The sequence below is a fragment of the Corynebacterium sp. MSK122 genome (assembly GCF_030229435.2).
GTDB classification, from domain to species: domain Bacteria; phylum Actinomycetota; class Actinomycetes; order Mycobacteriales; family Mycobacteriaceae; genus Corynebacterium; species Corynebacterium marquesiae.
Genome location: NZ_JASPHV020000001.1, coordinates 174,453 through 200,848, shown reverse-complemented (window position 1 = coordinate 200,848; position 26,396 = coordinate 174,453). Strand labels below are relative to the sequence as shown.

General features: G+C 61.0%; 21 protein-coding genes and 1 pseudogene. 19 read left to right on the top strand and 3 right to left on the bottom strand.

The genetic code is table 11. From position 1 onward, the window contains the following. Positions 1 to 66 precede the first annotated feature (66 nt). The 3 genes from rplQ (at position 67) to eccB (ending at position 2,960) form a co-directional block, all read left to right on the top strand. On the top strand, positions 67 to 564 hold the full coding sequence (gene rplQ, locus QP934_RS00980; protein ID WP_340419010.1) for a 50S ribosomal protein L17: 498 nt from the start codon (positions 67 to 69) through the stop codon (positions 562 to 564). A gap of 153 nt (positions 565 to 717) precedes the next feature. Further along, positions 718 to 1,599, top strand: coding sequence for a tRNA pseudouridine(38-40) synthase TruA (gene truA / locus QP934_RS00975; RefSeq protein ID WP_337888072.1), 882 nt, complete (start codon positions 718 to 720; stop codon positions 1,597 to 1,599). Between the two features lie 74 nt (positions 1,600 to 1,673). Beyond that, positions 1,674 to 2,960, top strand: coding sequence for a type VII secretion protein EccB (gene eccB, locus QP934_RS00970; protein ID WP_337888071.1), 1,287 nt, complete (start codon positions 1,674 to 1,676; stop codon positions 2,958 to 2,960). Here the strand turns inward: eccB and QP934_RS00965 are convergent. Both QP934_RS00965 and eccD read right to left on the bottom strand, forming a co-directional pair. Continuing rightward, complete coding sequence (locus tag QP934_RS00965; RefSeq protein WP_419126571.1) at positions 2,950 to 4,092, bottom strand: S8 family serine peptidase; 1,143 nt, start codon at positions 4,090 to 4,092, stop codon at positions 2,950 to 2,952. The two genes, eccB and QP934_RS00965, sit on opposite strands and share 11 nt — an antisense overlap. Before the next feature lie 5 nt (positions 4,093 to 4,097). After that, positions 4,098 to 5,525: a type VII secretion integral membrane protein EccD gene (gene eccD, locus QP934_RS00960; RefSeq protein WP_337888069.1), complete on the bottom strand. Its 1,428-nt coding sequence runs from the start codon at positions 5,523 to 5,525 to the stop codon at positions 4,098 to 4,100. Between the two features lie 154 nt (positions 5,526 to 5,679). Here eccD and eccCa point away from each other — a divergent pair, with 154 nt between their 5' ends. From eccCa to QP934_RS00905, 11 genes and pseudogenes are all read left to right on the top strand, one after another. After that, positions 5,680 to 9,399, top strand: a complete 3,720-nt coding sequence (gene eccCa, locus QP934_RS00955; RefSeq protein WP_419126545.1) for a type VII secretion protein EccCa — start codon at positions 5,680 to 5,682, stop codon at positions 9,397 to 9,399. Then, entirely contained in the window at positions 9,400 to 10,527 is a 1,128-nt protein-coding gene (locus QP934_RS00950) for a type VII secretion-associated protein (RefSeq protein ID WP_284787139.1), read from the top strand. It abuts the gene before it with no gap. A 142-nt stretch (positions 10,528 to 10,669) separates the two neighbouring features. Next, complete coding sequence (locus QP934_RS00945) at positions 10,670 to 10,984, top strand: WXG100 family type VII secretion target (protein WP_337888067.1); 315 nt, start codon at positions 10,670 to 10,672, stop codon at positions 10,982 to 10,984. Between the two features lie 69 nt (positions 10,985 to 11,053). Further along, the gene (locus QP934_RS00940) at positions 11,054 to 11,341 is read left to right on the top strand and encodes a WXG100 family type VII secretion target (RefSeq protein ID WP_005322746.1); all 288 of its coding nucleotides are present in this window, start codon (positions 11,054 to 11,056) and stop codon (positions 11,339 to 11,341) included. Positions 11,342 to 11,746: 405 nt separating this feature from the next. Next, a complete protein-coding gene (gene rplM, locus QP934_RS00935; protein ID WP_049378943.1) occupies positions 11,747 to 12,190 on the top strand; it encodes a 50S ribosomal protein L13 in 444 nt (147 codons plus the stop codon). Then, entirely contained in the window at positions 12,190 to 12,723 is a 534-nt protein-coding gene (gene rpsI, locus QP934_RS00930) for a 30S ribosomal protein S9 (protein WP_204610198.1), read from the top strand. The genes rplM and rpsI overlap by 1 nt, the downstream gene beginning before the upstream one ends. Positions 12,724 to 12,978: 255 nt before the next feature. Then, positions 12,979 to 13,300, top strand: a pseudogene (locus tag QP934_RS00925) (type II toxin-antitoxin system HicB family antitoxin). Between the two features lie 48 nt (positions 13,301 to 13,348). Beyond that, entirely contained in the window at positions 13,349 to 14,692 is a 1,344-nt protein-coding gene (gene glmM / locus QP934_RS00920; RefSeq protein ID WP_284792061.1) for a phosphoglucosamine mutase, read from the top strand. 111 nt (positions 14,693 to 14,803) lie between these two features. Next, a complete protein-coding gene (locus tag QP934_RS00915) occupies positions 14,804 to 15,115 on the top strand; it encodes a hypothetical protein (RefSeq protein ID WP_284792062.1) in 312 nt (103 codons plus the stop codon). Beyond that, positions 15,112 to 16,863 carry a hypothetical protein gene (locus QP934_RS00910; protein WP_419126542.1) on the top strand — a complete coding sequence of 584 codons (1,752 nt, stop codon included), beginning with the start codon at positions 15,112 to 15,114 and terminating at the stop codon, positions 16,861 to 16,863. Before QP934_RS00915 ends, QP934_RS00910 begins: the two co-directional genes overlap by 4 nt. Beyond that, complete coding sequence (locus tag QP934_RS00905; protein ID WP_269954288.1) at positions 16,863 to 17,123, top strand: hypothetical protein; 261 nt, start codon at positions 16,863 to 16,865, stop codon at positions 17,121 to 17,123. Before QP934_RS00910 ends, QP934_RS00905 begins: the two co-directional genes overlap by 1 nt. A gap of 3 nt (positions 17,124 to 17,126) precedes the next feature. Here the strand turns inward: QP934_RS00905 and QP934_RS00900 are convergent, their stop codons facing one another. Then, positions 17,127 to 17,960, bottom strand: a complete 834-nt coding sequence (locus tag QP934_RS00900; RefSeq protein WP_337888064.1) for a dienelactone hydrolase family protein — start codon at positions 17,958 to 17,960, stop codon at positions 17,127 to 17,129. Between the two features lie 205 nt (positions 17,961 to 18,165). On the opposite strand from QP934_RS00900, the gene QP934_RS00895 reads away from it, so the two are divergent. From QP934_RS00895 to tsaE, 5 genes are all read left to right on the top strand, one after another. Beyond that, complete coding sequence (locus QP934_RS00895) at positions 18,166 to 20,970, top strand: FAD-binding and (Fe-S)-binding domain-containing protein (protein WP_419126541.1); 2,805 nt, start codon at positions 18,166 to 18,168, stop codon at positions 20,968 to 20,970. A gap of 95 nt (positions 20,971 to 21,065) precedes the next feature. Then, the gene (gene glmS / locus QP934_RS00890) at positions 21,066 to 22,937 is read left to right on the top strand and encodes a glutamine--fructose-6-phosphate transaminase (isomerizing) (protein ID WP_337888062.1); all 1,872 of its coding nucleotides are present in this window, start codon (positions 21,066 to 21,068) and stop codon (positions 22,935 to 22,937) included. A gap of 192 nt (positions 22,938 to 23,129) precedes the next feature. After that, positions 23,130 to 24,653 (top strand): ABC-F family ATP-binding cassette domain-containing protein, encoded by a 1,524-nt coding sequence (locus tag QP934_RS00885; RefSeq protein WP_419126539.1) that lies wholly within the window; start codon positions 23,130 to 23,132, stop codon positions 24,651 to 24,653. An 82-nt stretch (positions 24,654 to 24,735) separates the two neighbouring features. Further along, positions 24,736 to 25,839: an alanine racemase gene (alr, locus tag QP934_RS00880; protein WP_284792334.1), complete on the top strand. Its 1,104-nt coding sequence runs from the start codon at positions 24,736 to 24,738 to the stop codon at positions 25,837 to 25,839. After that, a complete protein-coding gene (gene tsaE, locus QP934_RS00875; RefSeq protein WP_419126570.1) occupies positions 25,829 to 26,329 on the top strand; it encodes a tRNA (adenosine(37)-N6)-threonylcarbamoyltransferase complex ATPase subunit type 1 TsaE in 501 nt (166 codons plus the stop codon). Before alr ends, tsaE begins: the two co-directional genes overlap by 11 nt. The last annotated feature ends 67 nt before the right edge of the window (positions 26,330 to 26,396 follow it).

The following is a 26,396-nucleotide window of genomic DNA, read 5'->3' as shown; positions in this document are numbered from 1 at the left end:
CCGCTGACTTGCGGCAATGACCTAATTGCCGCGCGCTCAACTTTTACCGCATACGAGGAGTACACAATGCCAACCCCTAAGAAGGGTGCCCGTCTCGGCGGCTCCGCCAAGCAGCAGGCTCACATGCTGAGCAACTTGGCAGCCAGCCTGATCGAGCACGGCGCTATCAAGACCACCGATGCCAAGGCGAAGGTTCTTCGCCCGTACATCGAGAAGATCATCACCAAGGCTAAGTCCGGCACCATCGCTGACCGCCGCGCAGTCCTGAAGCTCATCCCGCGCAAGAATGTTGTTTCTTACCTGTTCGACGAGGTTGCGCCGAAGTTTGAGAACCGTGAAGGTGGCTACACCCGCACCATCAAGCTGGACAACCGCACCGGTGACAACGCCCCGATGTCCCAGATCTCCCTCGTTCTCGAGGAGACCGTGACCTCCGAGGCTAACCGCGCTACCCGCGCTGCCGCATCCAAGGCCGCTGAGGCTGAGGAAGCTAAGGCAGACGAGGCTGCTGAGACCGAAGCACCTGCCGAGGAGACCGCAGCTGAGGAGTCCGAGGAGAAGTAATTTCCCTTCGGCCCTAGCGCCTCGCCGCCGCCCTTCCCCATCTGTGGGAGGGCGGCGGCTTTTTCATGTCCGCATCCAACCAAGGCTCAGCGCACGAACGACCCAGACCTAGCGCCGTTAGGCAGAAAACACTCCGGTAGCATAAAGCCCACTATGACAGATGCAGCATCGACTTCCACCGCAGGGCCCGCAGACGGGTTCGTTCGCCTGCGCTTGGACTTGGCATATGACGGCACGGATTTTCATGGCTGGGCCAAGCAGAAGGGCGGTCTGCGCACGGTGCAAGGCGTGTTGGAAGAAAAGCTGGCGATGATTGCGCGCACGGAGGTGCCGCTAACGGTCGCGGGTCGGACGGATGCAGGTGTTCACGCTCGTGGCCAGGTGGCGCACGTGGACGTTCCAACTGAAATGCTGGCGCAGCGCTCGGTGGCAGGGGAGCCGGGGAAGCTGGTGCGTCGGCTAGCAAAGCTTCTGCCAGAAGACGTTCGGGTACACGGGTGCGAGTTCGCATCCGCAGGCTTTGATGCGCGGTTTTCGGCGCTGCGGCGGCACTACGTCTACCGGATTACCACCAACCCGCGCGGCGCGCTGCCGACCCGGGCGCGGGATACGGCCGAGTGGATTAAGCCGGTGGATATCGATGCCATGCAAGAAGCCGCCACCGCCCTGGTGGGCCTGCATGATTTTGCGGCTTTTTGTAAAGCCAAGCCGAATGCCACGACCATTCGTGAATTGCAGGAATTTTCTTGGCGCGACGTCTCTACGCCCGAAGAACCGGAGCTTTTTGAGGCCCGCGTGAGCGCCGATGCGTTCTGCTGGTCGATGGTGCGCTCGTTGGTGGGCTGTTGCCTGCGCGTGGGGGAGGGGCGGCGCGATGCCGACTTCGCCGCGGGACTGCTGCAGGAGACGAAGCGCTCTTCCCACATCCCCGTGGCCCCGGCCAAGGGACTCTCGCTCGTCGCCGTTGATTACCCGGCCGCGGATCAACTGGCGGCGCGCGCCGAGGTCACCCGCGAAAGGCGCAGCGCCGACTAGCGCCCAAGTGGCAGCGGTCGCATGCCTGGGATAACCTGTGTGCTGGGTGTACACAGACTTTTCGGGGGAAAATCATGGCACGTCCGCTGCCTACTACCAAGGCCCAGGTATCGGGCCATAAATTCTTGCGTCGCCGCGTCGAGCATGGGCTCGTGCTGGGAGATATCCGCATGATTCACGATCCTTTGGCAAGACGCCGAAAAGCGCTACTTTTCGGTGGCGTCGGCGTCGCCTTCCTTGCGGTGGGGTCCGGTATGTTGGCATGGCTGCAGCCGAGCCCGCAGCCGGGTGATGCGCCGATCGTGCGCTCGGAGCAGGGCCAGCTCTTCGTGGATGTCAATGACACCTACCATCCAGTCTTCAACCTGGCCTCTGCGCGCATTATCGCCGGGCAGGCGGCCGAGGCGCAGGCCATTGGGGATGAGCACCTGCAAGAGGCGCTACTGGGCTCACCGGTGGGTATCTCGGATGCCCCTGGTTACCTCGCGGCAGCAGGCGAGACTCCCCAGCAGCGTTGGGCAGCGTGTTTAGCCGGCAAGGATGAGGCGCCGACTACAGAAAACCCAACTAGTATCGGCGGCCACCAGGTTGCGTCGCAGGAGGTTATTGTTCTCGCCGAGCCCGAGCAGAAAAGCCTCGGTGAGGAGCGCGCCGCACTGGTGGAATCCGAGGGCGCGCAGTGGCTTATCACAGAGGAAGGCCGCGTGGCGTTGCCAGATTCCTCCAGCACCGAAGGGCGCGTCGTGCGCCGGGCGCTGGGCGTGGACGATAGTACCCACACCTGGCCCGTGCCGCCCGAGCTGCTCAATGCCTTTGCGGAGCTGCCGCCGCTGAACTTTCCGGCTAATCCGCCCGAGGTTGTCGATACTGGGCAGAGCCTGTGGGCGCGTACGCCCGAGGGTGTAGCGGAGCTCACGCCTACGCAGGCGGAGATGCTCACAGGCGTGGGTGCCAAGGAGATGACAGCCACGCCGCAGGAGATTGCCGCGCTTGCCGACGCCCCCTTAAACCTCAACCTTCCCTCCACGTCCTTCCGCTTCTTAAGCCCGGACGATGGCTGGATGTGTGCTGCTAACGAGGGCGGCGGGGTAGTGGTACCTGCCCAAGCAGGCACCGTCGCCTTGGCAGGTGAGTCGGTGGCCCATCGCTTTGGAGGGCTCAACGCCGGTGGCGTAGGCGTAGACAGCGGCCATGGTTATCACGTGGTCTCACCCACGGGGCAGCGGCACGAGGTCAAGGACAAAGAGACTTTGGAAGCCCTTGGCACCGGCGTGGGCGCGCAAGTGCCGTGGGAGATCCTGCGCTTGCTGCCGGAAGGCTCCGCGCTAAACCGTGAGCAGGCGCTGCAGGTTAGTTCTTAGGCCTTAGCCCGCGCCACACGGCCCACGCAGCAAGCGCCAGCGTTAATCCACCTAGCACCCAGGCACTGCGTGTGGGGGCGTGGGAGTCGCCTTCGTCAGTGGGGCGGATGGTCATAGCTCGGGTATCGACGTCCGCGCCCGCTTCCACGTGGGTGAGCACAGTGAGCGGGTCGATGAAGCCATGTCCCGGTTCCGCGGCGTCCTCCAAGCGTTTACGGAGGGCGGCCGGGCTATCGTCGGGAAAGCGCTGCGCCAAGAGGGCAGCGGTGCCGCTGACCACCGGCGCGGCAAAGGAGGTGCCATGGAACTGCGCCGTTCCGTCCGTTCCCTCCTTACCATCGGCCCATCCACCCGCGGGGTTGAGCGCTAGCGGAATGAAACCTTGCGCAGCAAGCTGGGGTCCGTCGGCTGAATTCAGTGAGTAGTCAGCGAGTTCGTGTGAATCCGCTAGGGCGCTTACTGAGAGCACCGTGGGTGAATCCGCCGGAAAGACGCGGTCACCCATCTCGCAGCTGCCAGAGGACGCATTGCCCGAGGCAGCGATCACCACGGCGCCGGAGTCTTCCGCATACGCCAAAGCGCGTTCCAATCGGGAAGTATCGACCTGCGCGGCCACATCCGGCGGAACGCAGGAAACAACCGAAATGTTGATGACGCGGGCACCGGCAGCGGCGGCGTCATCGATGGCGCGGGCCAAGGTGTCCAGGGAGCCGGTGGTACTGTCTTCGGCTTCTTGGCGGTAGTGCGCGCTGGTCTGGCGCACAGCGTAAATCTCTGCTCGCGGGGCGATACCGATATCGTGACCGGCGATGACACCGGCCACGACGGTGCCGTGCAGGTCGCAATCGCGATGCGGCTGCGGTTCCTCTGGCGCGACAAGATCCGCGCCACTGCTGAGATGCCGCAGTTGATTGTGACGGGCCACGCCAGTATCGATAACGGCTACTTTGATGCCTTCCCCGGTAGCAAAGGAATGTAGACGGGCCCGGTAGTCTAGCTGCTCCTGGCTTGGTTGGGGCGAAAGCGGTGAGGAATGTGCGGCGGCGCATTTGCGGTCCGGTTCGCGCGCGGCCGCGTAGGGAGCAGCGGTCAGTCCCGCCGCGAAGGAAATAACCAAAGCGGTAGGTAGCACACGCATTATCCGAGCCCCCTAATGAGCACGAAGATACCGGCTAGGTGTGCGGCCAGCGGCAAGCTAGCGGCAATGGCCAGGGATTCTATGCGCTCAAACCACGCGATGGTGGTGGGCTCGAGCCCAGCCACTTTGGGTGCCCACAGCGGGGCGCTTAGCATGGCGAGGAGAACCAGGCAGGCAACAAGGCTTGGCGCCCAGGCATCGGCAAGCCCGGAATCCGCCACCGCGTGGGTAGCGCACAAGCATGCAGCGAGACAGGCGGCCATCGCCAGCAGCATCAGGGCCCAGCTAGCCAACGCACGACCGTGCCGGGCGGCATGCAGGACCACGGCACCCGCTGTGGTCACGCAGAGTGCTTGGACGAATCCCGCGCCGGTGTGCTCAGCGCCAAAGAGCACCGCAACGTACTCGGCGAGAGCATCGGGCGCGCCGCTCGTCGGCGCTAGAGCCGGACCGCTACCTGTAAGCGAGAGGGCGATAAGTGCCGGGATGAGACAGAGTGCCAGCCCGCAGCACACTCCCTCATAGGTACTGCCGGCGCGTCGGGCACGGATATCGACATCCGGTTGGACGGCATCCGAAACCGCGAGGTCTTGGCCGGCCGTGGGCAACTGCGGGACTTTGAGCCCAGCGGTGGCAACGGTCAACGCAGGAGCTGCGGCCAGCAGGATAATGCCGGCGATCACCACACAGGCGGCTGCCGCCGTACCGTGGCTGCCCTGGAGACCCGTCCCTGGTCCGGGCAGCAGGTAGCCCAATGCTGCGACCAGCAACAGCACTGAGACGGTGAGTGCCACGGCGGTAGTGCGAACCGTGCTCAACCCGGCGACGTGGCAGGCAAGCAGCACGATGAGGAGGGCGACGCAGGCGGTGAGTGCGGCAAAGGGGGCTTCGCCAAGCGAGGGCGAAATCACCACCCAGCCACACGCCATGCCGGCTACCAGGCTAAGGTGCACCAGTGATAGGGCACGGGTCCACAAGGCGAGCAACAGGGCTCCAGCGCTCAACGCCGCCCACGCAGTTAGGGGAAGGGTGCTAACCCACACTAGGGCGAAGGCGGCAAGCAGCCCTGCCCAAGCCCAGATGGTGGGAAGGGCGGCGGTAGTATCCTCTTCAGCCGCGGCGGCGAGCGATTCCGCCGCATCCCGAATCACCGGTGCAGGCCGGCGCTCGCGCGGACTAATAACAAGAATTGAGCCTTCCGTGAGCGCAGTGGTAGCCAACGGGGCGGTGAGATCGATGGCGCGGCCGGAGGCTGTACTGGCGTGCCAAGGTTCAGAAATGGTGGGCGCATCCACCAAGTCAGTGATCTCCGCCAAAAGCTCGCCCACGCTGGAGCTTAGCGGTAGCGCCACGTCTGCCTCCTTGTGGAAGGCGCCGGCATGAATGCGAACGGTAAGGCGCAGATGATGCGCCGTTGCAGTAGTCATGGTGTCCCCCGAAAAATGTATGGATTGTGGGCGTCCCCCTTGCCCAATGCCACATATTGTGGCTTACTAGTGGCGACGTGTCCACCGCAGCGCGGGGAATCTTGGCAGGGGGCCAAGGGCGCTTGGCGCGTGGCTCGGGGGAGGTTATTTAGGCATGCTTGGGATCGGGGATGCCCGCGTCATTGAGCCGTTGACCATGCCATTGCGGGATGCTGCGCCGCCGCTGCCCACCGGCAGCATCGAGGCCGAGGAAGTCCCGGAGGCGGTGCGCCCGCAACCGGTGCCGCTGGTGCGGCTGCTGCTTCCGGTGGTGATGATTGCAGCTATGCTCGGCATGGTCGCCCTCATGGTGTTAGGCGCTGGGGAATCCCGGCAGATTAGCCCTATGGCCTTGATGTTTCCATTGATGATGCTGGCGAGCATGGCCATGATGTTTGGGCCCAATAACAGCGGGCAGGATCCGGATGAAACCCGGCGCACTTACCTGCGCCACATCAAAGCTTTGCGAGAAAAGGCGCTGCGCAATGCCTCGGCGCAGCGTGCACATGAAAGTTATCGCCACCCGGCACCGGTGGAACTCAGCACTCTAGTCGGCTCGCGCCGCATGTGGGAGCGTGGCCCGGATGACTCGGACGCCCTCGAGGTACGCGTGGGAACTGGCCCAACGACTTTGTGCACCCCCATCAACGTGCCGGATTCGGGCGCCACGGAAGACCTGGACCCGGTGTGTGCGGTGAGCATGCGCCAGACCATTAAGGCGGTGGGCACCGTTCCCGATATGCCGGTGGTTATCCAACTGCAGGCCTTTCGCTTCTTGTCCGTGTCCGGAATGGCGTCGACTCGGGGCGAAGAGCCCGCAGATCCCTCCCGCGATATGGTGCGCGCAATGGTGCTGCAGATGGCGTTGGCGCATGGCCCGGAAACCTGCGGTATCGAGGCCATCGGTGGCCAGTGGGAGTGGCTGAAGTGGCTGCCCCATGCGCGCACGCCGGAAAAGGCGCGCTTTCGCATCCTCATCGTCGATGGCGTGCTGACCACGGGAACCGAAGACTTTTTCCACGATGACTCCTATACCACCATCATTGAGGTTGGTGGGGCGCCGTCTTCGGCGCTGGGGGTACGCGCCGAGCACGAAGGGCTAAGCCTCGTGGCAGGGGAGCAGCTGCAGGTGGTCACCGCGGCAGGGGTGGAAGACCTTGGGTCTCCCGACGGGATGAGTGTGGCCGGCGCGACGTTGCTCGCGCGCAGTATGGCCTCTTACCGCCGCCCCGATAGCACTTCTGGCCGGCGCGGCAGTGACCTTATGGGCCTTCTGGGCTATCGCGATGTGGAAGAGCTAGCGGCTAGCGGCATGTGGCATGGCCGGGAGGGCTCGGCGCGTCTCATGGTGCCCATCGGCATCGATACGGCGGGCCAGCCCGTCACGGTGGATCTCAAGGAATCTGCCCACGGCGGTATGGGGCCGCACGGCCTGTGCATCGGTGCGACTGGCAGCGGAAAGTCAGAGCTGCTGCGCACCCTTGTCACCGCGTTGGCGGCTACCCATAGTCCGGACGAGCTTAACCTCGTGCTCGTGGATTTCAAGGGCGGCGCGACATTCTTAGGATGCGACCGCCTGCCGCATACTTCCGCGGTGATTACCAACCTGGAGGAGGAATCTACGCTGGTAGAGCGCATGTACGATGCCATCTCCGGCGAGATGAACCGACGCCAAGAGCTGCTGCGTACCGCCGGAAACTTTGCCAATGTCAGTGAGTACAACGCTTCTGCCACCGCCGTGCGTGACCACGGGCCCTTGCCGGCCTTGGTTATCGTCGTCGATGAGTTCTCGGAGCTTTTGGGCCAGCACCCAGACTTCGCGGAACTCTTCGTCGCCGTCGGCCGCTTGGGGCGCAGTCTCCACGTGCACCTGCTTTTGGCCTCCCAAAGGCTCGAAGAAGGCCGCTTGCGGGGGCTAGATTCCCATTTGTCCTACCGAATCGGCCTGAAAACCTTCTCCTCAGCGGAATCCCGCCAAGTATTGGGCGTGACCGATGCGTATCACCTGCCCGGCCAGCCCGGCGCGGGCTACCTCAAATCCGATGCTGAGGCCTTGACCCGCTTCCAAGCCTCCTACGTGTCTGGGCCCCTGCCGCGCCGGGCGCTTGCCGACGCCTCCGTGGACCACCCCGCCTCAACCCGCGGCCGCGTGCAGCTCTTCCATGGCTGGTCCCAGGAAGAGGACAATACTAGCGCTGCGGTGGTTCTCGATGACTCCACCACTGTGCTTACCGAGGTCGTTCGCGCCGCGGCGGAAGAGGCCCACATGCGTGATCAATCGGCGCACCGCATCTGGCTGCCGCCGCTACCGCCGGTCATTGAGCTATCCGCGCTGCCAGGGCTTTCCGGTGTACATGCTGCGGGTGCAGTCTCGCCCGCAGCGGACCAAAGGCAGCTGTGCGCGCCCATCGGCATTATCGATAGGCCGTATTACCAACGCCAGGATGAGCTGATTATTGATTTCACCCAGCACGGTGGACACATGGCACTGTGCGGTGGTCCACAGTCCGGTAAATCGAGTGCGCTGCGCACGATCGTCTCTGCGCTAGCTCTACGGCATGACCCGCAGACGGCACGCTTCTACGTCATCGATCTTGGTGGCGGTCAGCTAACGTCCCTAGAGCGCCTGCCCCACGTGGCCGGAGTTGCCGGGCGCGAGGAGGGCGAAAAGGTACGGCGCATCGTTGACGAAGTAGCTGGGTTTATCCGCCGCCCAGAACGGTGCGCAACCTTCCTTGTCATTGATGGCTGGCACCACATTGGTACCTCCAACGCCGAGTTTGAAGACATAGCGGAGAAGGTCACCGAGATCGTCGCCGATGGTGCCTCCGCCCACGTGCATGTCATCATTGCCACTTCGCGGTGGACCACGATGCGCCCGGCTATCCGCGACCTCATTGCCAATCGCCTCGAGCTGCGCCTGGGTGAGGCTTTGGATTCGCTCATCGACCGCAAACTACAGCACAAGCTCCCCAGCGCGCCGGGCCGCGGGCTCACCTTGGCGGGTGAGAATATGCTCTTAGCTCGCACCTCCAACCAGGATATCGCCCACATCTGCCGCGCGCATGCTGCGGCTGACCCAGTTCCACAGCTCAAGATGCTGCCCGCCGTGCTTACTCCGTCCGCCCTCGCGGCTCAAGAGGGCGTGCCCACCGGCGAGATCGCCTGGGGCATCGGCGGGCGCGACCTCGATACGCTGACCTGGAATCCGTCTCGTGAGCCGCACCTTGTGGCAATCGGGGCGCAGGGCTGTGGCAAGTCCACCTTCCTGGCGCAGATCATGCGCGGCATTAGCGCCTTTGCGCGGGAAGACGCCCGGCTCGTCGTCATCGACCAGCGCCGAGCCCACCTGGGAACCTTGGACCAGAACATGGTTGCTGCCTACGCCGCGACGCAGTCGAGTGCGCAAGAGGCCATTGTCAATACAGTCCGGACCCTGGAATCTCGCCTGCCTGGCCCGGACATTACCCCGGCGCAGCTCGCCGCACGAGATTGGTGGCAGGGCCCAGACATTTACCTAGTCATCGATGATGCGGACCTGCTAAGCGATATCGCTCTCTCGCCGCTATTGGAGTTGCTTCCCCATGCCCGCGACATTGGCCTGCACCTTGTTATCGCTCGCAAATCCGGCGGCATCGGCCGTGCCCTCTTTGGCCAATTCTTTTCCGCGGTGCGCGATCTGCAGCCGGCGCTGCTGCTTTTCGACGCCGACCGGGACGAAGGAACCATCTTCGGACTCAAGCCCTGCCACCAACCACCCGGCCGCGGTCAGTGGAGCATCCGCGGTGAAAACCTCGGCGTCGCCCAAGCGGTGTACCTAGAAGGAGAAAAGTAAATGACCACCAATCTCAGCGCGAATGCGCCAACCGACACCCCTATCCCTACTGGTGGGGAGACCACCGCCAGCCCCATTACCGTCACCATCCTAGATGCGGCCACCATCTTTGAAGGGCCCGAAACGGTCTACCGCTATGACCTACCGGGAACCGGCATTGTGGAAGGCTGGGCCTTAGGTCAAGTCATGGATCAGATATCCAAGATGGCGGGATCGTCCTGGCCCGACGTGGAAGTCTGCGTGGTGGCAGACTCTTCCGGCACGGGCATCGCGCAGGAAGCTACCACCATCATCTGCCGGCAATTGGAAGTCACTGGGGTGCGCCTCATCGACCCAGAACCAGCCATCTCCCTGCTAGCGGCCCCGAGCCCAGTCGGTCCGCCTCCTCACCCGGTTCCTGAAGTCACGGATTCGGCGCCTCCTACTACGGTGATGGAGTCGCCTACCTACGACGAGTCAGTAACCCCACGTTGGGCCGACCGCCTGCGCGGTTGGCTCGGGGCTATTGATATCTTTCATGTCGCAATCGCGGTGGTCATCATCGCCGTGGCTGGAGCTTCCTGGTGGGCTATCGGTGCCCAGGCTTCCGGCGATGGCGACGCCGCTTCGGATACAGTGCGCCCGCAACCGCGCGCCGCCGAGCCAAGCCGCGAGAACGCAACAGAGTCCGCGTTGGCCTCGCCACAGCCGGGTACGACGACGGGTGCGCCGGAATCCGGCAGTGACGAATTGAGACCAGGTGAAAAGCGCCTAGACGTGGAGGGAATGTCAGTAGTCGTCCCCAGTGGGTTCCACACCAAGGTGGAAGATGGCCTGGTCACCGCCACCGGGGAAGACCCGAACCTACGCATCCTGCTGGCGGCGGATGAGATGTTTAACGTGCCGACGGATGCCTTGTTTAAAGAAATTCACGCGCAGGTGGACGAAGACCCGGCGCTTCGCGATGCCACCAATGAGGCCGGACGACTGACCTACACCGAAGACCCCGGGGACGGCTCCTTGGTGGAATGGACTACCTGGGAAGACCGTGGGCACCAGATGTCCGTGGGATGCCATACCCGGCATAACTCCAACGACGTTCAAAAAGCGGCTTGCCGCATGGCCACAGAAAGCCTAGTCAAAAAATAGTCTCAAAAACTTTGCCTCAGCCAGGAACCGTTTGGCGGAAAGTTCAGTCCAATAAAAGTGAGAAAGCACAGATGCGAAGCACAGCTGCTTTTTCGGGGGAAATACACACAATCTCATCCGCCCTAAGGAGGGGCGCACTCTTATGTCTCAGACTTTCAAGACACAAGCCGATGTCATGATCGCCACCGCCGGCAAAGTCGATAACACCAATGATGAAGTCCAAGGCGAGCTCAGCCGCCTGCAGGGCGTCGTCGACTCCGTCCGCGGCAGCTGGGTTGGCCAGGCCCAGGTCTCCTTCGATGACCTGATGCAGCGCTACAACACCTCTGCACAGCAGCTGCGCGAGGCCTTGGCCTCAATCTCTGACAATATCCGCAGCAACGCCCACAACTTCGACAACGTGGAAGCCGAAAACACCCAGGCCTTCTCCAACGTGGGCGGCGGCCTCGCTCTCTAAACCGCACCGCACACTTCACTAGTCCGCAGCCTCAAAGCTATAGATTCACAGAAGGGAATCCACCACCACATGTCCGAGATCAAATACGAATTCGGTGCCATTTCTTCCGCCGCAGCCGATATCAACGCCACCTCTGGTCGCATCAACAGCACTCTGGCAGACCTGAAGGCGCGCCTGCAGCCGATGGTGAGCACCTGGGAAGGCGAGTCCGCCGTGGCTTATAACCAAGCACAGGCCAAGTGGGATAAGGCGTCGCAAGAACTCAACACCGTGCTCGCCACCATCTCCAAGACCGTCTCGCAGGGCAATGATGCAATGAGCGACGTCAATCGTCGCGCCGCCGCAAGCTGGGGCTAAATCCACACCTTGTTCGCACGGTTCTACGCTGTCCCCGTCGGGGCTGCGGTGCCACTGACCACACCCGCGTGGCAGGAGGCGGACGCAGCCGCAGCCTCGACCAAGAAGCCAGCGTGAATACTCCTTTTCTAGTTCTTTTCTCTTGCTATCTCTTCCATTCTTTGAAGTCGTACCTTTCTAGTCCGTACCCACGAGCCGGCACCTCCCGTTTGAGCCGCGGAAGGCGCCGGTTTCGATGTTTTGGTCTTTGGGCAGGTGAGCAAGTAGGGTAGGAAACCTATGTGTTCGCTCGTCGGCAAGCAGCTGGCGAAGCGCTCCCTGCAGGTCTCCACCGGCCGCTGTACGGGAGTGAATGGATGCTTAGCGCTGGCCGGCAGTTCCGAGACAGACTTTCAAGGAGTCAAATTGTCTACTTTCCACCCAAAGAGCGGTGACATCACCCGCAAGTGGTACGTCATCGACGCTACTGATGTGGTGCTGGGCAAGCTCGCTTCCACCGTTGCAGACCTGCTGCGCGGCAAGCACAAGCCACAGTTCGCACCGAACGTTGACGCTGGTGACCACGTCATCATCATCAACGCTGACAAGATCCACGTTTCTTCCAACAAGCGCGGCCGTGAGATGCGCTACCGCCACTCCGGTTACCCGGGCGGCCTGAAGTCCATGACCCTGGGTCAGTCTTTGGACGCCAACCCGGTTCGCGTTATCGAAGAATCCGTTGCCGGCATGATGCCGCACAACAAGCTCTCCCGCGCTTCCATCAAGAAGCTGCACGTCTTCGCAGGCGAAGAGCACCCGTACGCCGGCCAGAAGCCGGAAACCTTCGAGTTTAAGCAGGTGGCACAGTAATGTCTGAGCAGAACATCGACAACAACGTAGCCGACGCTGCTGACATCGCTGCAGCAAGCGCCGCTACCGAAGAGTTCACCAACACCATCGGTGATTCCATTGCACCGGCCGAGACCGAAGAGGTCGAGGCTGCCGCTCCGGTACACGAGGGCCCGATCCAGACCGTCGGTCGCCGTAAGCGCGCCGTCGCACGTGTTCGCCTCGTTGCTGGCTCCGGCCAGATTGTGGTTAACGGCCGCGAGTTCGGCGAGTACTTCCCGAACAAGCTGCACCAGCAGGACATCCTCACTCCGCTGACCCTGCTGGAGCGCGAGAACCAGTTCGACCTCAAGGTCACCGTTAACGGCGGCGGCCCAACCGGTCAGGCTGGCGCCCTGCGTCTGGCTATCGCTCGTGCACTGAACATCTACAACCCGGCTGACCGCACCGCCCTCAAGAAGGCTGGTCTGCTCACCCGAGATGCTCGTGCAGTTGAGCGTAAGAAGGCCGGTCTGCACAAGGCACGTCGCGCACCGCAGTACTCCAAGCGTTAATCTCGCTTCTACTGCGCGCGCAAGCGCTACGCAAAGCCGCTGCTTCCTTTGGGAAGTAGCGGCTTTCGTCGTTTTGAGCTTCGGCAGAGGAGAAGGACACCTCTACATGGCAGTACTATATGTGTTACTGAATAAATGTGAGGAGCAGCGTAGAAGAAATCTTGGCCAAAATGAAAAGAAGCCCAGCAAACGCCACCTTTCGGAACTTCTTAAAGCTGTACAAAACTACAAACCGAGCAAGAAAGAAGATAAAAGATGGACGTCAGCAAATACACCTATCAAGTCTTCTGGTCTGAAGAGGATAATGAGTTTGTGGCGACGGCTGCCGAGTTTTCTTCACTATCCTGGCTGGCTTCTGACCGTAGCTGTGCAGAGCAGGAACCTCTGATGTTGGTTGCGGAAGTAGTAGAAGATATGCAGGTTTCAGGGGAAGTTATCCCACAACCGTTGGGGCTCGGTCATAATCGGGAAAATTCAACGTTCGAACCTCCCCGACGCTGCATCGCAAGCTAGTGATGGAAGCAAGGAAGGAATTTCACTCAACGCATTGATAAACCAGAAGCTGGCCTTCGCCTAAACCGCCCCAACAGTTAATCGATAGGCACAGGAGTGCATAATTGACTGCATGATTCGACTTTTTGGAACCGATGGCGTTCGCGGCCTCGCGAACAAGAAGCTGACCCCAATTCTGGCCTTGCAACTAGGCCAGGCCGCTGCGGAGGTATTTACCGCCAAGCGTGAATCCTACGAGCGCCAGCCGCTAGCCATTATCGGCCGCGACCCACGTGTCTCCGGCGAGATGCTGGATGCGGCGATTGCGTCCGGTCTGGCTTCCCGCGGCGTGGACGTGGTGCGCGTGGGCGTGCTGCCAACCCCAGCAATTGCTTACCTGACGGATGACTATGGTGCAGATTTGGGCGTGATGATTTCCGCCTCCCACAACCCGATGCCAGACAACGGCATCAAGTTCTTCTCCGCAGGTGGTAAGAAGCTGCCGGACGAGGTAGAAGATCAGATTCAGGCCACCATGGAAAACCTCACCGAGGATGGCCCGACCGGCACCAAGCTGGGCCGCATCATCTCGGAGGCCCCGGACGGACGTGAGCGCTACCTCAACCACTTGAAGGAAGTGGTCTCCACCGACCTCAGCGGCATCAAGGTGGTCGTGGACACCGCCAATGGTGCGGCCTCCAAGGTTGCTCCGATCGCCTACGAGGCGGCTGGCGCAGAGGTTATTGCTATCCACAACAAGCCGAATGCCTTCAATATCAATGAGGACTGCGGTTCGACGCACATTGAAAAGGCGCAGGCGGCCGTCGTCGAGCATGGCGCCGATCTGGGCCTGGCACACGATGGCGACGCCGACCGTTGCCTGGCTGTGGATGCCGAGGGCAATGTTGTTGACGGTGACCAGATTATGGCACTGCTGGCCGTAGGCATGAAGGAGGATAATGATCTGCGTTATAACACCCTGGTAGCAACTGTCATGTCTAACCTGGGCCTGAAGCTAGCCATGCAGGAGCAAGGCATCGAGGTGCGTCACACCGCAGTAGGTGACCGCTATGTTCTGGAAGAGCTCAACCGCGGCGATTTCTCCTTGGGCGGCGAGCAGTCTGGCCACGTCGTGTTGCCAGATGATTGCACGACTGGTGACGGCACGCTTACTGGCCTGTCCATCATGGCGCGCATGGCCAAGTCCGGGAAGTCCCTAAAAGAATTAGCATCGGTGATGACCGTGCTGCCGCAGGTGCTCATTAACGTGCCGGTTTCTGATAAGGGCGTCATCATGGACGCCCCCGAAGTACAAGAAGCCATTGCCCAGGCCGAGGAAGAACTTGGCGAAACCGGCCGCGTCCTGTTGCGCCCCTCCGGCACTGAGGAGGTTTTCCGCGTCATGGTGGAGGCCGCCGATAAGGAGCAGGCTCGCAAGGTTGCCGGGAGGCTTTCCGCCATCGTTTCCTCGGTCTAGGACAACCGCCGGGGCGGAAGAATTTTGGCCTCCTAGGGAACCATTTGGCGTAATCCCCAGTCCAATGAAGGTGAGAACTTTTACCGCATATGGATTTGGGGGAATACACCAGTGTCTGAGGTTTTTCTTCGCCCCTCGGAGGCGATGTCCGCACTACGGCAGGTCGTAGCCGATAACGACGAGCAACGCGATGCCCACTGGGCCGAGGTACCGGATTTTCCGGTGGCCGCGGCTGGACGCAACTTTGGCGGCCACGGTGAGCGCATTCGTGATGTCTTGGCGCGCATCCATGAGCGTGGCGGGCAGAGGTTGGATAATTTATCCGCCACCGCCCACGCCGCCCATGAACAGGTGCGCGCCTTTGCCGATTTTGATGAGTCCTTTGGCAGCTCCTTTGCGCGCGGCGGGGAGGCGAACAGGTGAGTACGCTGACCAAATCCTTGTTGGGGGATTATTCCAACGCGATTTCCCAATTCCAATTCGCATGCTTGGGAAGCTACCCGGGCCCCAGCATGCCGATGAATTTACTGGGGGAGTTAGTCGGTGCGGTCGATGGCATCGCGCCCGAAAACCTGGTGAAAAACACCGTCGCGGCGGTGGGCGGCAGTCGCCCGAAGGCAGGCGGTGCTGGACTAGCGGGCTATTTGCAGCAGGATGATTCCGCGGTGGCTCAGGGCGCCATGCGGGAGCACCTGTGCGGCGTACAGGAAGACTTCGACATTGACCGCCAAGATGCCGCACATCTCACCAGCTCGGCGGAGCAGTGCTCAGGCGCTATTGCCGACGTCGTCGATGTCTCCGACACTGCCCTTACCGAGCTCATCTCTGCGGTCATCCCATTGCTGAATATCCTGTCCATGGTGGCCACCAAGCACCCGCTGGCCCGGTTTATCATCCCGATTCTTTCCACCATCGGCGGGCGCGTTATCGAAGAGACGAATCACAATATCGCTAGCACCTGCCGCGACCGCGATGATGCGATTGAGTCCTGCTATAACGAGTTTGAATCACGCTGCGAATGCGTCTGTGAGCGTCCGATGCCGGAAGAATGCCCGACGCCGGCTAAACCTGCAGATGGTGCCTGCCCTGCACCGGTAGAACAATGCCCGGACACTCCTATTCCCACTAAGCCGATGCCGAAGGAAGAATGCCCGCCTCCGCCCTCGCAGCCCACCGAGCCGGCTCAAGTGGAGTGCCCACCAGAGCCCACGCCCATGCCGGAGCCTTACTCAAAACAAGAATCGAGCCACATCACTTCCGCGCCGCCACAGCCGACGCCTCCTTCGCCACCACCAGTTCCACCAAGGGAATGCCCCGAACCGGAGCCGGAGCGGACTAGCACACCTACTCCCGAGCCTTCAGCCAAGCCGGAAGTGCACATGGAGACCACTGCAGAACACGGTCTCGGCTGCCATTGCCAAGAGTGCACCGAGCAATCATTTACCGAGCGTCCATCGCAGTCCCAGCGCGAAGTAGAGATCACTAGGCCGGCACAGGCGGAGATCATTCCGCCGCAGGAGCCGCCAGAACAGCCACAGCAAGTAGAAGAACCGTGCCCGGAACCTGAACCTCAGCCAGAGCCGAAACCTAAACCAGACTTGGATACGGAGCCCGCTTCTGAATCGGGCGCAGGCGAGGAAACGCTCTGCCCGGAAAGTACCGAAGAATGTGTGGAAACGACCCAAACCAGCTCAGAAGGCTGTGGAATTGAATCCTCTTGCAGCGGCAGCCTCGGCATGGTGGGGGCCGGAATCGCTTTGGTAGGCGTGGGACTCATTGTGGAAGGCGCCGCGCAGTGCTTGGAGATCATGTCGGAGGCGGATTGCCCAGTGCAGGAACCTGAACCGGACCCCGTTCCTGAGGCGGAGCTTGAGCCAGAACCTGATCCCTGCCCGGAACCTAAACCAGAGCCAGAGCCAGAGCCCAAACCGGAGCCAACTGGTGATGATGGCGTCATGACTCCGCCTCCTGAGCTGTCTCAGGTAGAGGAGCCAACGCCGCCGCCAGAGAAGGCGGCACACCTCCCGGCGTCCGGTCCAGCGGAGGCACCGCCACCAGCCCCAGTTCCTGAACCAGCACCGGCACCGTCACCACAGCCGGCACCGCAGCAGGAGGCGGCGCCCGCTCCAGAAGAACCAACCATTAAGGCACGAAAGGCAGGTCAGTGGTAATGAATAATGACTTCGCAGAATTTGCGCAGGGCTTTCGGGAAAGGACGGCTAAACGCCTGCTGGAATTTGAAAAAACGCTGGCGAAAGCGCAGGACGAGCTAGAAAAGTCTGCGGATAAAGCCATGCAGGAGGCGCGAAGGGAGGAGGGCCAGGTGGGGCGTCGGCAAGCGGCGGCGGTACCAAGGCCCCGATATGGCGCTGCCCCGGCGCGCTCACGGAACGCGTCGGGGCAGGTGCAATCTGTGCTGCGGCGGGGCTAATACTTAGGCGTCGCGGGTTACGCCGGCGCGCTCGGCCAGGTCTTCGCCTACCAGGCTTTCTACCTTCTTCGCGCTGGCCTCTGGATCTGCAAAGGCGGCGTAGGTGGAATCGTCATTGAGGGTGGCTAGGAGGAAACCGGTGACCAAGCCGCGGGCGGTTTCGGTGGGGCCGGATTGGAATGCGGCGGTGCCGATGGCCAGCTTGCGCAGGCGATCTTCGGTAAAGCCAGCGTGGGTGCCCTTGTCGATGGCGCGGAAGCAGACTGGGCCATTCCAGTTATGGGCCAGCTTGGCGGGGTTGCCGGCATTGAAAATGTCTTCCTGACCGGCGCCAATGACCAAGCCCGGGGCATTAATGCGGCGGGCTGCCTGCACCGCAGATGGCGCGGTGATGGAAGGATAAATGGCGGCGACGGCGGCGACCTTCTGGTTATCCAAGGCGCCAAGCACGGCCGTACCACCGCCCATGCCGTGGCCAATCATGCCGAGCTTGCCCGGGGAGACCGTAATATTTCCGGCGCCGAGCTTTACCCCGGCGGCAATCTGCAGCGCGGATTCCATATCCGCGGCCAGGTTGCGGTGGTTGGGGAAGGGGCCGGTCTCGGAATCGGGGGCTACCACGACGATGCCCCAGCTGGCTAGGTGGCGCAGGGTGGCGTGGTAATCCTTAATCTTGTGCATCCAGTCATGGCCAAAGGCCACGGCGGGCAGGCTTTGGCCCTCCGCGGGGGTATAAACCTTGCCAGTGATTCCGGCATAGTCAAGGTCGCCAACCAAAACTCGGTTGCGACCACGCTTCGACAACGTTGCTAGATGTTTATTCAAATTCGCAGACACGCATTCCAGGATAGATGAAGATCACCCGCTAGGCGGGAAAGGGTGCGGGTTTATCTGAGAAATGTCTGCGCAGTATCCAGCCGAGCCACGGGTGTGGTGGAAAGGCTTTCCTAAGCCCCTCCTAACTTGCACCTGTGCGCGCAGGGGAGTGCAATGTGTGAACAACTACGTACTCTTTTATTTCTGGGAAGGCAGGCTACGGTACATGACTACCGGTGTCGTTGATGTGGAAGAACTTTCTAACCGCTACGGGATGGAGGTAAAAACCGAGGTTATTGACCGCGTGGCGCATGCCTCCGATGCCTCGCACTACCTGTACACCCCCAAGGCAGTCATCGAGGCTCGCTCCGCCGAGCACGTGGCCGCCATCTTCCGTGCGGGCCGACAGCAGAATGTTCCGGTAACCCTGCGCTCCGGCGGCACGTCCCTTGCCGGCCAGGCCTCTGGCGATGGTTACCTGGTGGACGTGCGCAAGCACTTCCGCGGCATCGAGGTATTGGATGAGGGCAAGCGCGTGCGCGTCCAGCCTGGTGCGACGGTGCGCCAGGTTAATGCTCGGTTGGGCCTGCGCAACCGCAAGCTCGGCCCGGATCCGGCGAGCGAGTCTGCCTGCACCATTGGCGGCGTGGTAGCCAATAACTCTTCCGGCATGGCCTGCGGCACTGAGCTCAATACGTATAACACCCTGGAATCGCTGACCTTCGTGCTGCCCACCGGCACCGTGATTAACACCGCCGATCCGGATGCCGACCGGCAGTTCCAAGAGCAGGAGCCGGAGCTGGTGGACACGCTTATCCGCCTGCAGCGCCGCGTGCGCGATAATCAAGAGTCCGTGGATATTATCCGCCGCCACTTCCAGCTGAAAAACACGATGGGCTATGGCCTCAATTCCTTCCTGGACTTTGATAGCCCGGTCAAGCTCTTTGAGCACTTGCTTATCGGGTCGGAAGGAACCTTGGCCTTTATTGCGGAAGCGGTTTTCCGCACCGTGCCGATTTCTAAGCTGACCACCACCACGGTGGCGGTATTTGATGATCTCACCGCTGCCACCAAGTCCCTGCCGGCTCTGCTGGATACCGGGGCGGCCACCCTGGAGCTAATGGACTCCGCCTCTATTCGCGTGGGCCAAGGCTTTGACAAGGTTCCGCAGGCCATCACCGGTTTCGATGTAGGCAAGCAGGCCGCACTGCTCATTGAATACCATGCGGATGCAGAAGAGGAGTTGCGCGATAAGGAGGGCAAGGGCTCGCAGCTCTTGCGCGAGCTGCCATTGCAGTCCCCGGCCGCTTTCTCTGCAGACACCGCCGCTCGCAATGCCGCGTGGAACTTCCGCAAGGGTCTCTACGCCCAAGTAGCAGAGGCACGCCCCTCCGGTACGACGGCCCTTTTGGAAGACATCGTGGTACCCGTCGGCGATCTGGCTGATACCTGTTCCTCGCTGCAGGAACTCTTTACCCGTTATGGCTATGACGATGCCGTCATTTTCGGCCACGCCAAGGACGGCAATATCCACTTCCTGCTCACGGACCGCTTTGAAGGCGATGACGCCATTGGTCGGTATAACGACTTCAACGAGGGCATGGTGGACTTGGTCCTCTCCGCCGAGGGCAACCTCAAGGCCGAGCACGGCACCGGCCGCGCCATGGCGCCGTATGTGCGCCGCCAGTACGGCGACGAGCTCTATGCGGTCATGCAGGAACTCAAGCGGGCCTGCGATCCCACCAACACGATGAACCCGGGCGTCATCTTGGATGATGATCCGGATGCGCACATTAAAAACATCAAGCTCAATCCCACCGTGGAAGAGGAAGTGGACCGCTGTGTGGAGTGCGGCTACTGCGAGCCGGTTTGCCCGTCGCGCGATCTCACGCTGACCCCACGCCAACGCATTGTGGTGCGGCGAGCCCGCAAGCGCGCGGAAGAAGCAGGCGATAGCCAGCTCGTAGCCGAGCTGGATGAGGCGTACGAGTACATGGGTATCGAGACCTGCGCGGTGGATTCCATGTGCCGCACCGCCTGCCCAGTAGGCATCGATACCGGCAAGTTCATCAAGCGCCTGCGCCGCGAGGAGGCGCAACCAGCGCAGCAGAAGCTATGGGGCGCGGCCGCCAAGAATTGGCAGGTGGTTAGCCAAGGCGCCGGGCTGGCGCTGACCGGCGCGCACTTGCTTCCCACCGAGCTGGTCAAGAAGGTTACCGACGTGGGCCGCAGCCTCATCGGCACCGATAACCTGCCGCAGTACCAGCCGGAGCTGGGCAAGGGCGGCAAGTCCCGCGGGCGCTTGGCCGGGCGCGTGGGCGACCGCTACGCGCAGACCACCGGCATCTACCTGCCAGCCTGCGTGAACACCATGTTTGGCCCGCAGGGCGACGGTAAGGGCACTACCGATTCCTTCGTGGCTCTTCTGGAGCGTGCCGGGGTAGCGCTGGAGGTTCCGGCGGGCATCGACAAGCTCTGCTGTGGCACCCCATGGGCTTCTAAGGGCATGCAGGCCGGCCACGATGCAATGGAACAGCGCGTGCGCGATGTCGTTATGGAGGCCACCGATGGTGCGCGCCTGCCGGTCATCGTGGACGCCAGCAGCTGCACCGCCGGATTTAAGGACATGCTGGAGTCGGTAGGCATTACCGTCATCGACGCCATTAGCTTTACGGCCGATACCCTCCTGCCACAGCTTGAGGTTAAGAACCCCGCGGCCTCCGTGACCGTGCACCCCACCTGCTCTGCCTTCCAGCTGGGCATGATGGAGGACGTAGAAAAGGTAGCCCGCGCCGCCGCGGCCGAGGTCCACATTCCTACTGACTGGAATTGCTGTGGTTATGCTGGCGACCGCGGCATGCTCCACCCAGAACTTACAGAAGCCGCCACCCGCGCCGAGGCAGCGCAAGTCAAGGAAATCGGGGCGCAGTATCACGCCTCGACCAACCGCACCTGCGAGCTCGGCCTGACCCGTGCTACCGGCGAGGATTACCACCACATTCTGGAGCTTTTGGAGCAGGCGACGCGCTAGTTTTCCCAGCGCACTAGCGGGTGGGGTGTTAGGCTTCGCTTGCCGACGCCCCGCCCGCCTAGAGGTTCGCCCCTCGTGCTGTAAAATCAGCAACCATGTGTGGAATTGTTGGATATATTGGTCACGCTGGTGGTGACCGTGATTACTTCGCCCTCGACGTAGTTCTGGAAGGGCTGCGCCGTTTGGAATACCGCGGCTATGACTCCGCTGGCGTAGCAATGTACGCCGACGGGGACATTAGCTGGCGCAAGAAGGCCGGTAAGGTCGCTGCGCTGGATGCTGAGATTGAGGCCCGCCCGTTGCCAGACTCCGTGCTGGGCATTGGCCATACCCGCTGGGCTACCCATGGTGGCCCTACCGATCTGAATGCGCACCCGCACGTGGTCGATGGTGGCAAGCTGGCCGTGGTGCACAACGGCATCATTGAGAACTTTGCCGAGCTCAAGTCCGAGCTTTTGAATAAGGGCTACAACTTCGTTTCCGAGACCGACACTGAGGTTGCCGCTACGTTGCTGGGCGATGTCTTCCACAACGAGGCCGCTGGTGACCTCACCAAGGCCGTGCAGCTGACCTGTTCTCGCCTGGAGGGCGCATTCACCCTGCTGGCCATCCACGCCGAGCAGGCCGATCGCATCGTTGCCGCTCGCCGTGACTCGCCGCTGGTTATCGGCCTGGGCGAGGGCGAGAACTTCCTCGGCTCCGATGTATCCGGCTTCATTGACTACACCAAGTCCGCCGTGGAGATGGACAACGACCAGGTCGTGACCATCACCGCCGACGAGGTAGAAATCACCGATTATGAGGGCAACCCTGCACAGGGCAAGCCATTTGAAATCAAGTGGGATGCCGCCGCTGCCGAAAAGGGTGGCTTCGATTCCTTCATGGAAAAGGAAATCCACGATCAGCCCGCCGCTGTGCGCGATACCCTGCTCGGCCGCTTCGATGAACAGGGCCAGCTGGCTCTCGATGATCTGCGCATCGATGAGACCGTTTTGAAGTCCATTGACAAGATCATCGTCATTGCCTGCGGTACGGCCGCTTACGCCGGCCATGTGGCGCGCTACGCCATCGAGCACTGGTGCCGCATTCCTACCGAGGTCGAGCTCGCCCACGAGTTCCGCTACCGCGATCCCATCGTGAACGAGAAGACCTTGGTCGTCGCACTTTCCCAGTCCGGCGAGACCATGGATACCTTGATGGCCGTGCGCCACGCCCGCCAGCAGGGCGCCAAGGTCATTGCCATCTGCAATACTCAGGGCTCGTCCATCCCGCGCGAATCCGATGCCGCGCTCTACACCCACGCCGGTCCGGAAATCGCCGTAGCCTCCACCAAGGCCTTCCTGGCGCAGATCACCGCCACCTACCTGCTCGGCCTCTACCTGGCCCAGCTGCGCGGCAACATGTTCGCCGATGAAATCCAGAGCGTTCTTGCTGAGCTGCGTCACATGCCGGACAAGGTCCAAAACGTCATCGACGAAGAGGACCAGGTGGCCAACCTGGCCAACTCCATGAAGGATGCGGAATCCGTGCTCTTCTTGGGCCGCCACGTCGGCTTCCCTGTAGCGCTTGAGGGTGCGCTGAAGCTCAAGGAGATCGCCTACCTGCACGCCGAGGGCTTTGCCGCCGGCGAGCTCAAGCACGGCCCGATTGCGCTGATTGAAGAAGGCCAGCCGGTCTTCGTCATCGTGCCGTCCCCGCGCGGCCGCGACTCCCTGCACTCCAAGGTCGTCTCCAATATCCAGGAGATCCGCGCCCGCGGTGCCATCACCATCGTGATTGCGGAAGAAGGCGATACCGCCGTGGAGGATTACGCTAACCACGTCATCCGCATCCCGAAGGCGCCGACCCTCATGCAGCCGCTGCTGGCCACCGTGCCGCTGCAAATTTTTGCTGCCCATGTAGCAAAGTCCAAGGGCTACGACGTGGATCAGCCGCGTAACCTGGCCAAGTCCGTGACCGTAGAGTAATCCACACCGAACGGTACTAGCTAAGCCCCCTTACTTGCCGCGTTTCTTGCGTGGGAGGTAAGGGGGCTTTGGCCTTTCTTTGAAGCTTGAAACTGTTATGCTATGGGGAGCAATTGTTGTCGGTGAAAGGAGTAGGCAATGCTCATCCGTCGTGTTTTTGCATAAAACACTAAAGGAAGAACGGATTTAAGCATGCCTATTTTATTGAACGACCTTTCCCTAGTATGGCCCGATGGCACAACCTGCTTCAGTGGCCTAAACGGTGCCTTTTCCAGCCCTTTAACTGCGCTCATTGGGGATAATGGTGCAGGAAAGACAACTCTGTTAAGCGTCATCCTTGGTAAAATCTTGCCCACTGCTGGAACGGTGGAAAAGCCGGAATCGATAGCGTACCTGCCACAAGACCTTGCTTGGAATGAAACTGATGTAGTAGCAGACATCTTCGGTGTCACCCAAGTGCTCGCGGCGATTTCCGCGGTCGAAGCCGGTGAGTATGAACCAGAACTCTATGAGTTAATTGGGGAGCAATGGGACGTCGGTGAGCGCATTACCGTTGCCCTTTCTGCTGCCGGATTGGATATCCCGTTGGACCGCCCTATCGAAAGTCTCTCTGGAGGGGAAGCGGTCCGCGTCGCTTTGGTGGCGGTGTTCTTGTCTGAGCCAGATTTCATTATCCTTGATGAACCGACCAATAACCTCGACGAAACTGCGAAGAAGCATCTGAAAGATATGTTGGTAAGTGCCGCGGCGCCGGTGTTAGTGGTAAGCCATGACAAAGATCTGTTGGATGTAGTTTCCGAGGTAGCGGAATTAAGGGATGGGAACCTACGCTTCTTCCAAGGCAACTATTCTAACTACCTTGCCACGATTAATGCAGAACAGGAAGTAGCTCAAAAAGCAGTATCTACCGCCAAGGCGACTTATAAGCAGCAACTCCGCGAACGACAAGCAATGCAAACACGGATTGAGCGTGATGCGCGCCGTGGAAAGAAGTTCGCGGAGTCGAAGCGCAAACCAGGCATGACGATGAAGCTTGATATGCAGCGATCCGAAAAGACGGCATCGCGCAGAGCGCAGCTGCATTCAGGCGCAGTTGAAGCGGCCCAACGCTCTTTGGCCCGAGCTGAGCGAAACATACGAGATGATAATTCGGTGTATATCGAGCTGCCACAAACTGAGCTGCCGGAAGGAAGGCGGGTTATTTCGATTCCTGGGCTTTCAATTGTCGGCTCAGAACGGGTGCGTTTGTCAGGACCAAATGGAAGTGGCAAGACCACGCTCTTAAACCGAATTAACTCCGGTGAGGCGGGCTACGTGATCGACAATTCAGGATACTTGCGTCAACGAATTGGATTAGATCCTTCTTTAAGCGTATGGGACGTGGTTACTAACGCGAATCCACAAGAGAATCCGCAGTTCATCCGTGATCAGCTTGCTCAGTTGTTGTTTCAATCTGACTCGGTTCATGCGTTGACAGGGACCCTCTCGGGAGGCGAAAGATTTAGAGCGGAATTCGCCAGAGTGCTCTTAGCGGATCCGGCGCCACAATTTCTAATGCTCGATGAGCCGACTAACAACATTGATATTTCAACTGTTGATTGGTTGGTCTCGGTCTTGAAAAACTATCGGGGCGCGTTGCTAGTGGTGAGCCACGATGAAGATTTCTGCTCGCGGATAGAACTTACGAGACAAGTTTCCATAGAGGACATTGGATGAGCCAACTCCAAGGTGGAGGTATCGCGAGTCAGTGCGCCGCACCCTACCCGAATTCAGCACAAGGGTGAACAGTGGCACAATGGTGGGCATGCTGAAAACCACGATTGATCTCTCCGCTATTGCGCACAACGTCCGCCTCATCAAGGAAAAGGTGGGGCCTGAGGTCAAGCTGATGTGCGTGGTCAAGGCCGATGCCTATGGGCATGGCGCGGCCAAGGTTGTTCCGGTGATGGCGCGCGCCGGCGCGGATTGCTTTGGCGTGGCCACCCTGCGGGAGGCCGTGGACCTGCGCCGCGCGGGCGTGGATGCGCCCATCGTGGCGTGGATTTGGCAGACGGAAGAAATCCTCGAAGAGGCGCTTGCCTGCGGTATTGAGGTGGCGGTTAACTCTCTCGAGCAAGCGCATCAATTGGTCAAGTCCGAAATTCCCGCGGAGATTTACGTCAAGGTGGAAACCGGCATGCACCGCTCCGGTGTGGATGAAGAGGATTGGGCAGAGACCTTTAAGGTGCTGCGCGATGCCCCACACATCAAAGTGCTCGGGCTCATGTCTCACTTTGCGTGTGCCGATGAGCCGGATAATCCGCACAATGATGCCCAAGAGGAGGCGTTTCGCGCGGCCCTGCGGCTCGCGCGCGAGATTGGCCTGGAGTGCCCAGTCAATCACCTGGCCAATTCGCCTGCCGTGCTGACGCGCCCTTCCTCTTATTTCGAGCAGGTGCGCGTAGGCGCCGCCTGCTATGGCTTGGAGCCCATCGAAGGCCGCGAGCACGGCCTGCGCCCCGCCATGACCTGGTCCGGACAGATTTTCAACGTCAAGCCCATTCAACCAGGGGAGGGCACGTGCTACGGATTGACCTGGAAGGCGGATAAGCCGGGATTTTTGGCCACAGTGGACTGTGGTTATGCCGATGGCCTGCCGCGCGGCTATCAGGGCGACCTGCGCGTGGGCATTGGTGGGCACCTCTACCCACAGGTAGGAAGAATCTGCATGGATCAGATCGTGGTGGACTTAGGTGAGAACCCGCATGGCGTGGACACGGGGCAAGAAGCCGTGATCTTTGGCAACGGGGGAGTATCGGCCACGGATCTCGCCGCGGCAGCAGGCACCATCAACTATGAGGTGGTGTGCCTGCCCGATGGCCGCACCGAACGCGAATATATAGGTGAAGATGATGCGCAGTAGTTTTCCGGAATCCGGCAGCCGCGACCTATCCACGGTGGAAGAAACCTATGCCTTTGGTGAAGAGCTGGGTGCGGCGCTTGAAGCCGGCGATGTAGTGATCCTGGATGGGCCGTTGGGGGCTGGAAAGACGACGCTCACGCAGGGTGTCGCCAAGGGCATGCAGGTTAAAGGTCGCGTTACCTCGCCGACCTTCGTTATCGCCCGCGTGCACCGCTCAACGGTGGACGGACCGGACCTTGTGCACGTGGATGCCTACCGCGTGCTCGATGAAGGCGGTGCTAATTCTGGGGATCCGTTAGGGGAGCTTGACGCCCTCGACCTGGACACGGAGCTAGAAGACGCCGTGGTTATTGCCGAATGGGGCGGGGGACTAGTAGAGCAGATTACGGAGCGCTACCTATTTATCAGCATTGACCGCGAGCCGGCGGACTATGCCGGCGCAGATGAGGATGTTCGCCGCTTCACATGGTCCTGGCAAGGTGTTGCTTAGCACATATCTTAGCCTCAGGGGGATAAAGTGATCATTAACACTGAGTGGTTAACTTGATCCGGGTATA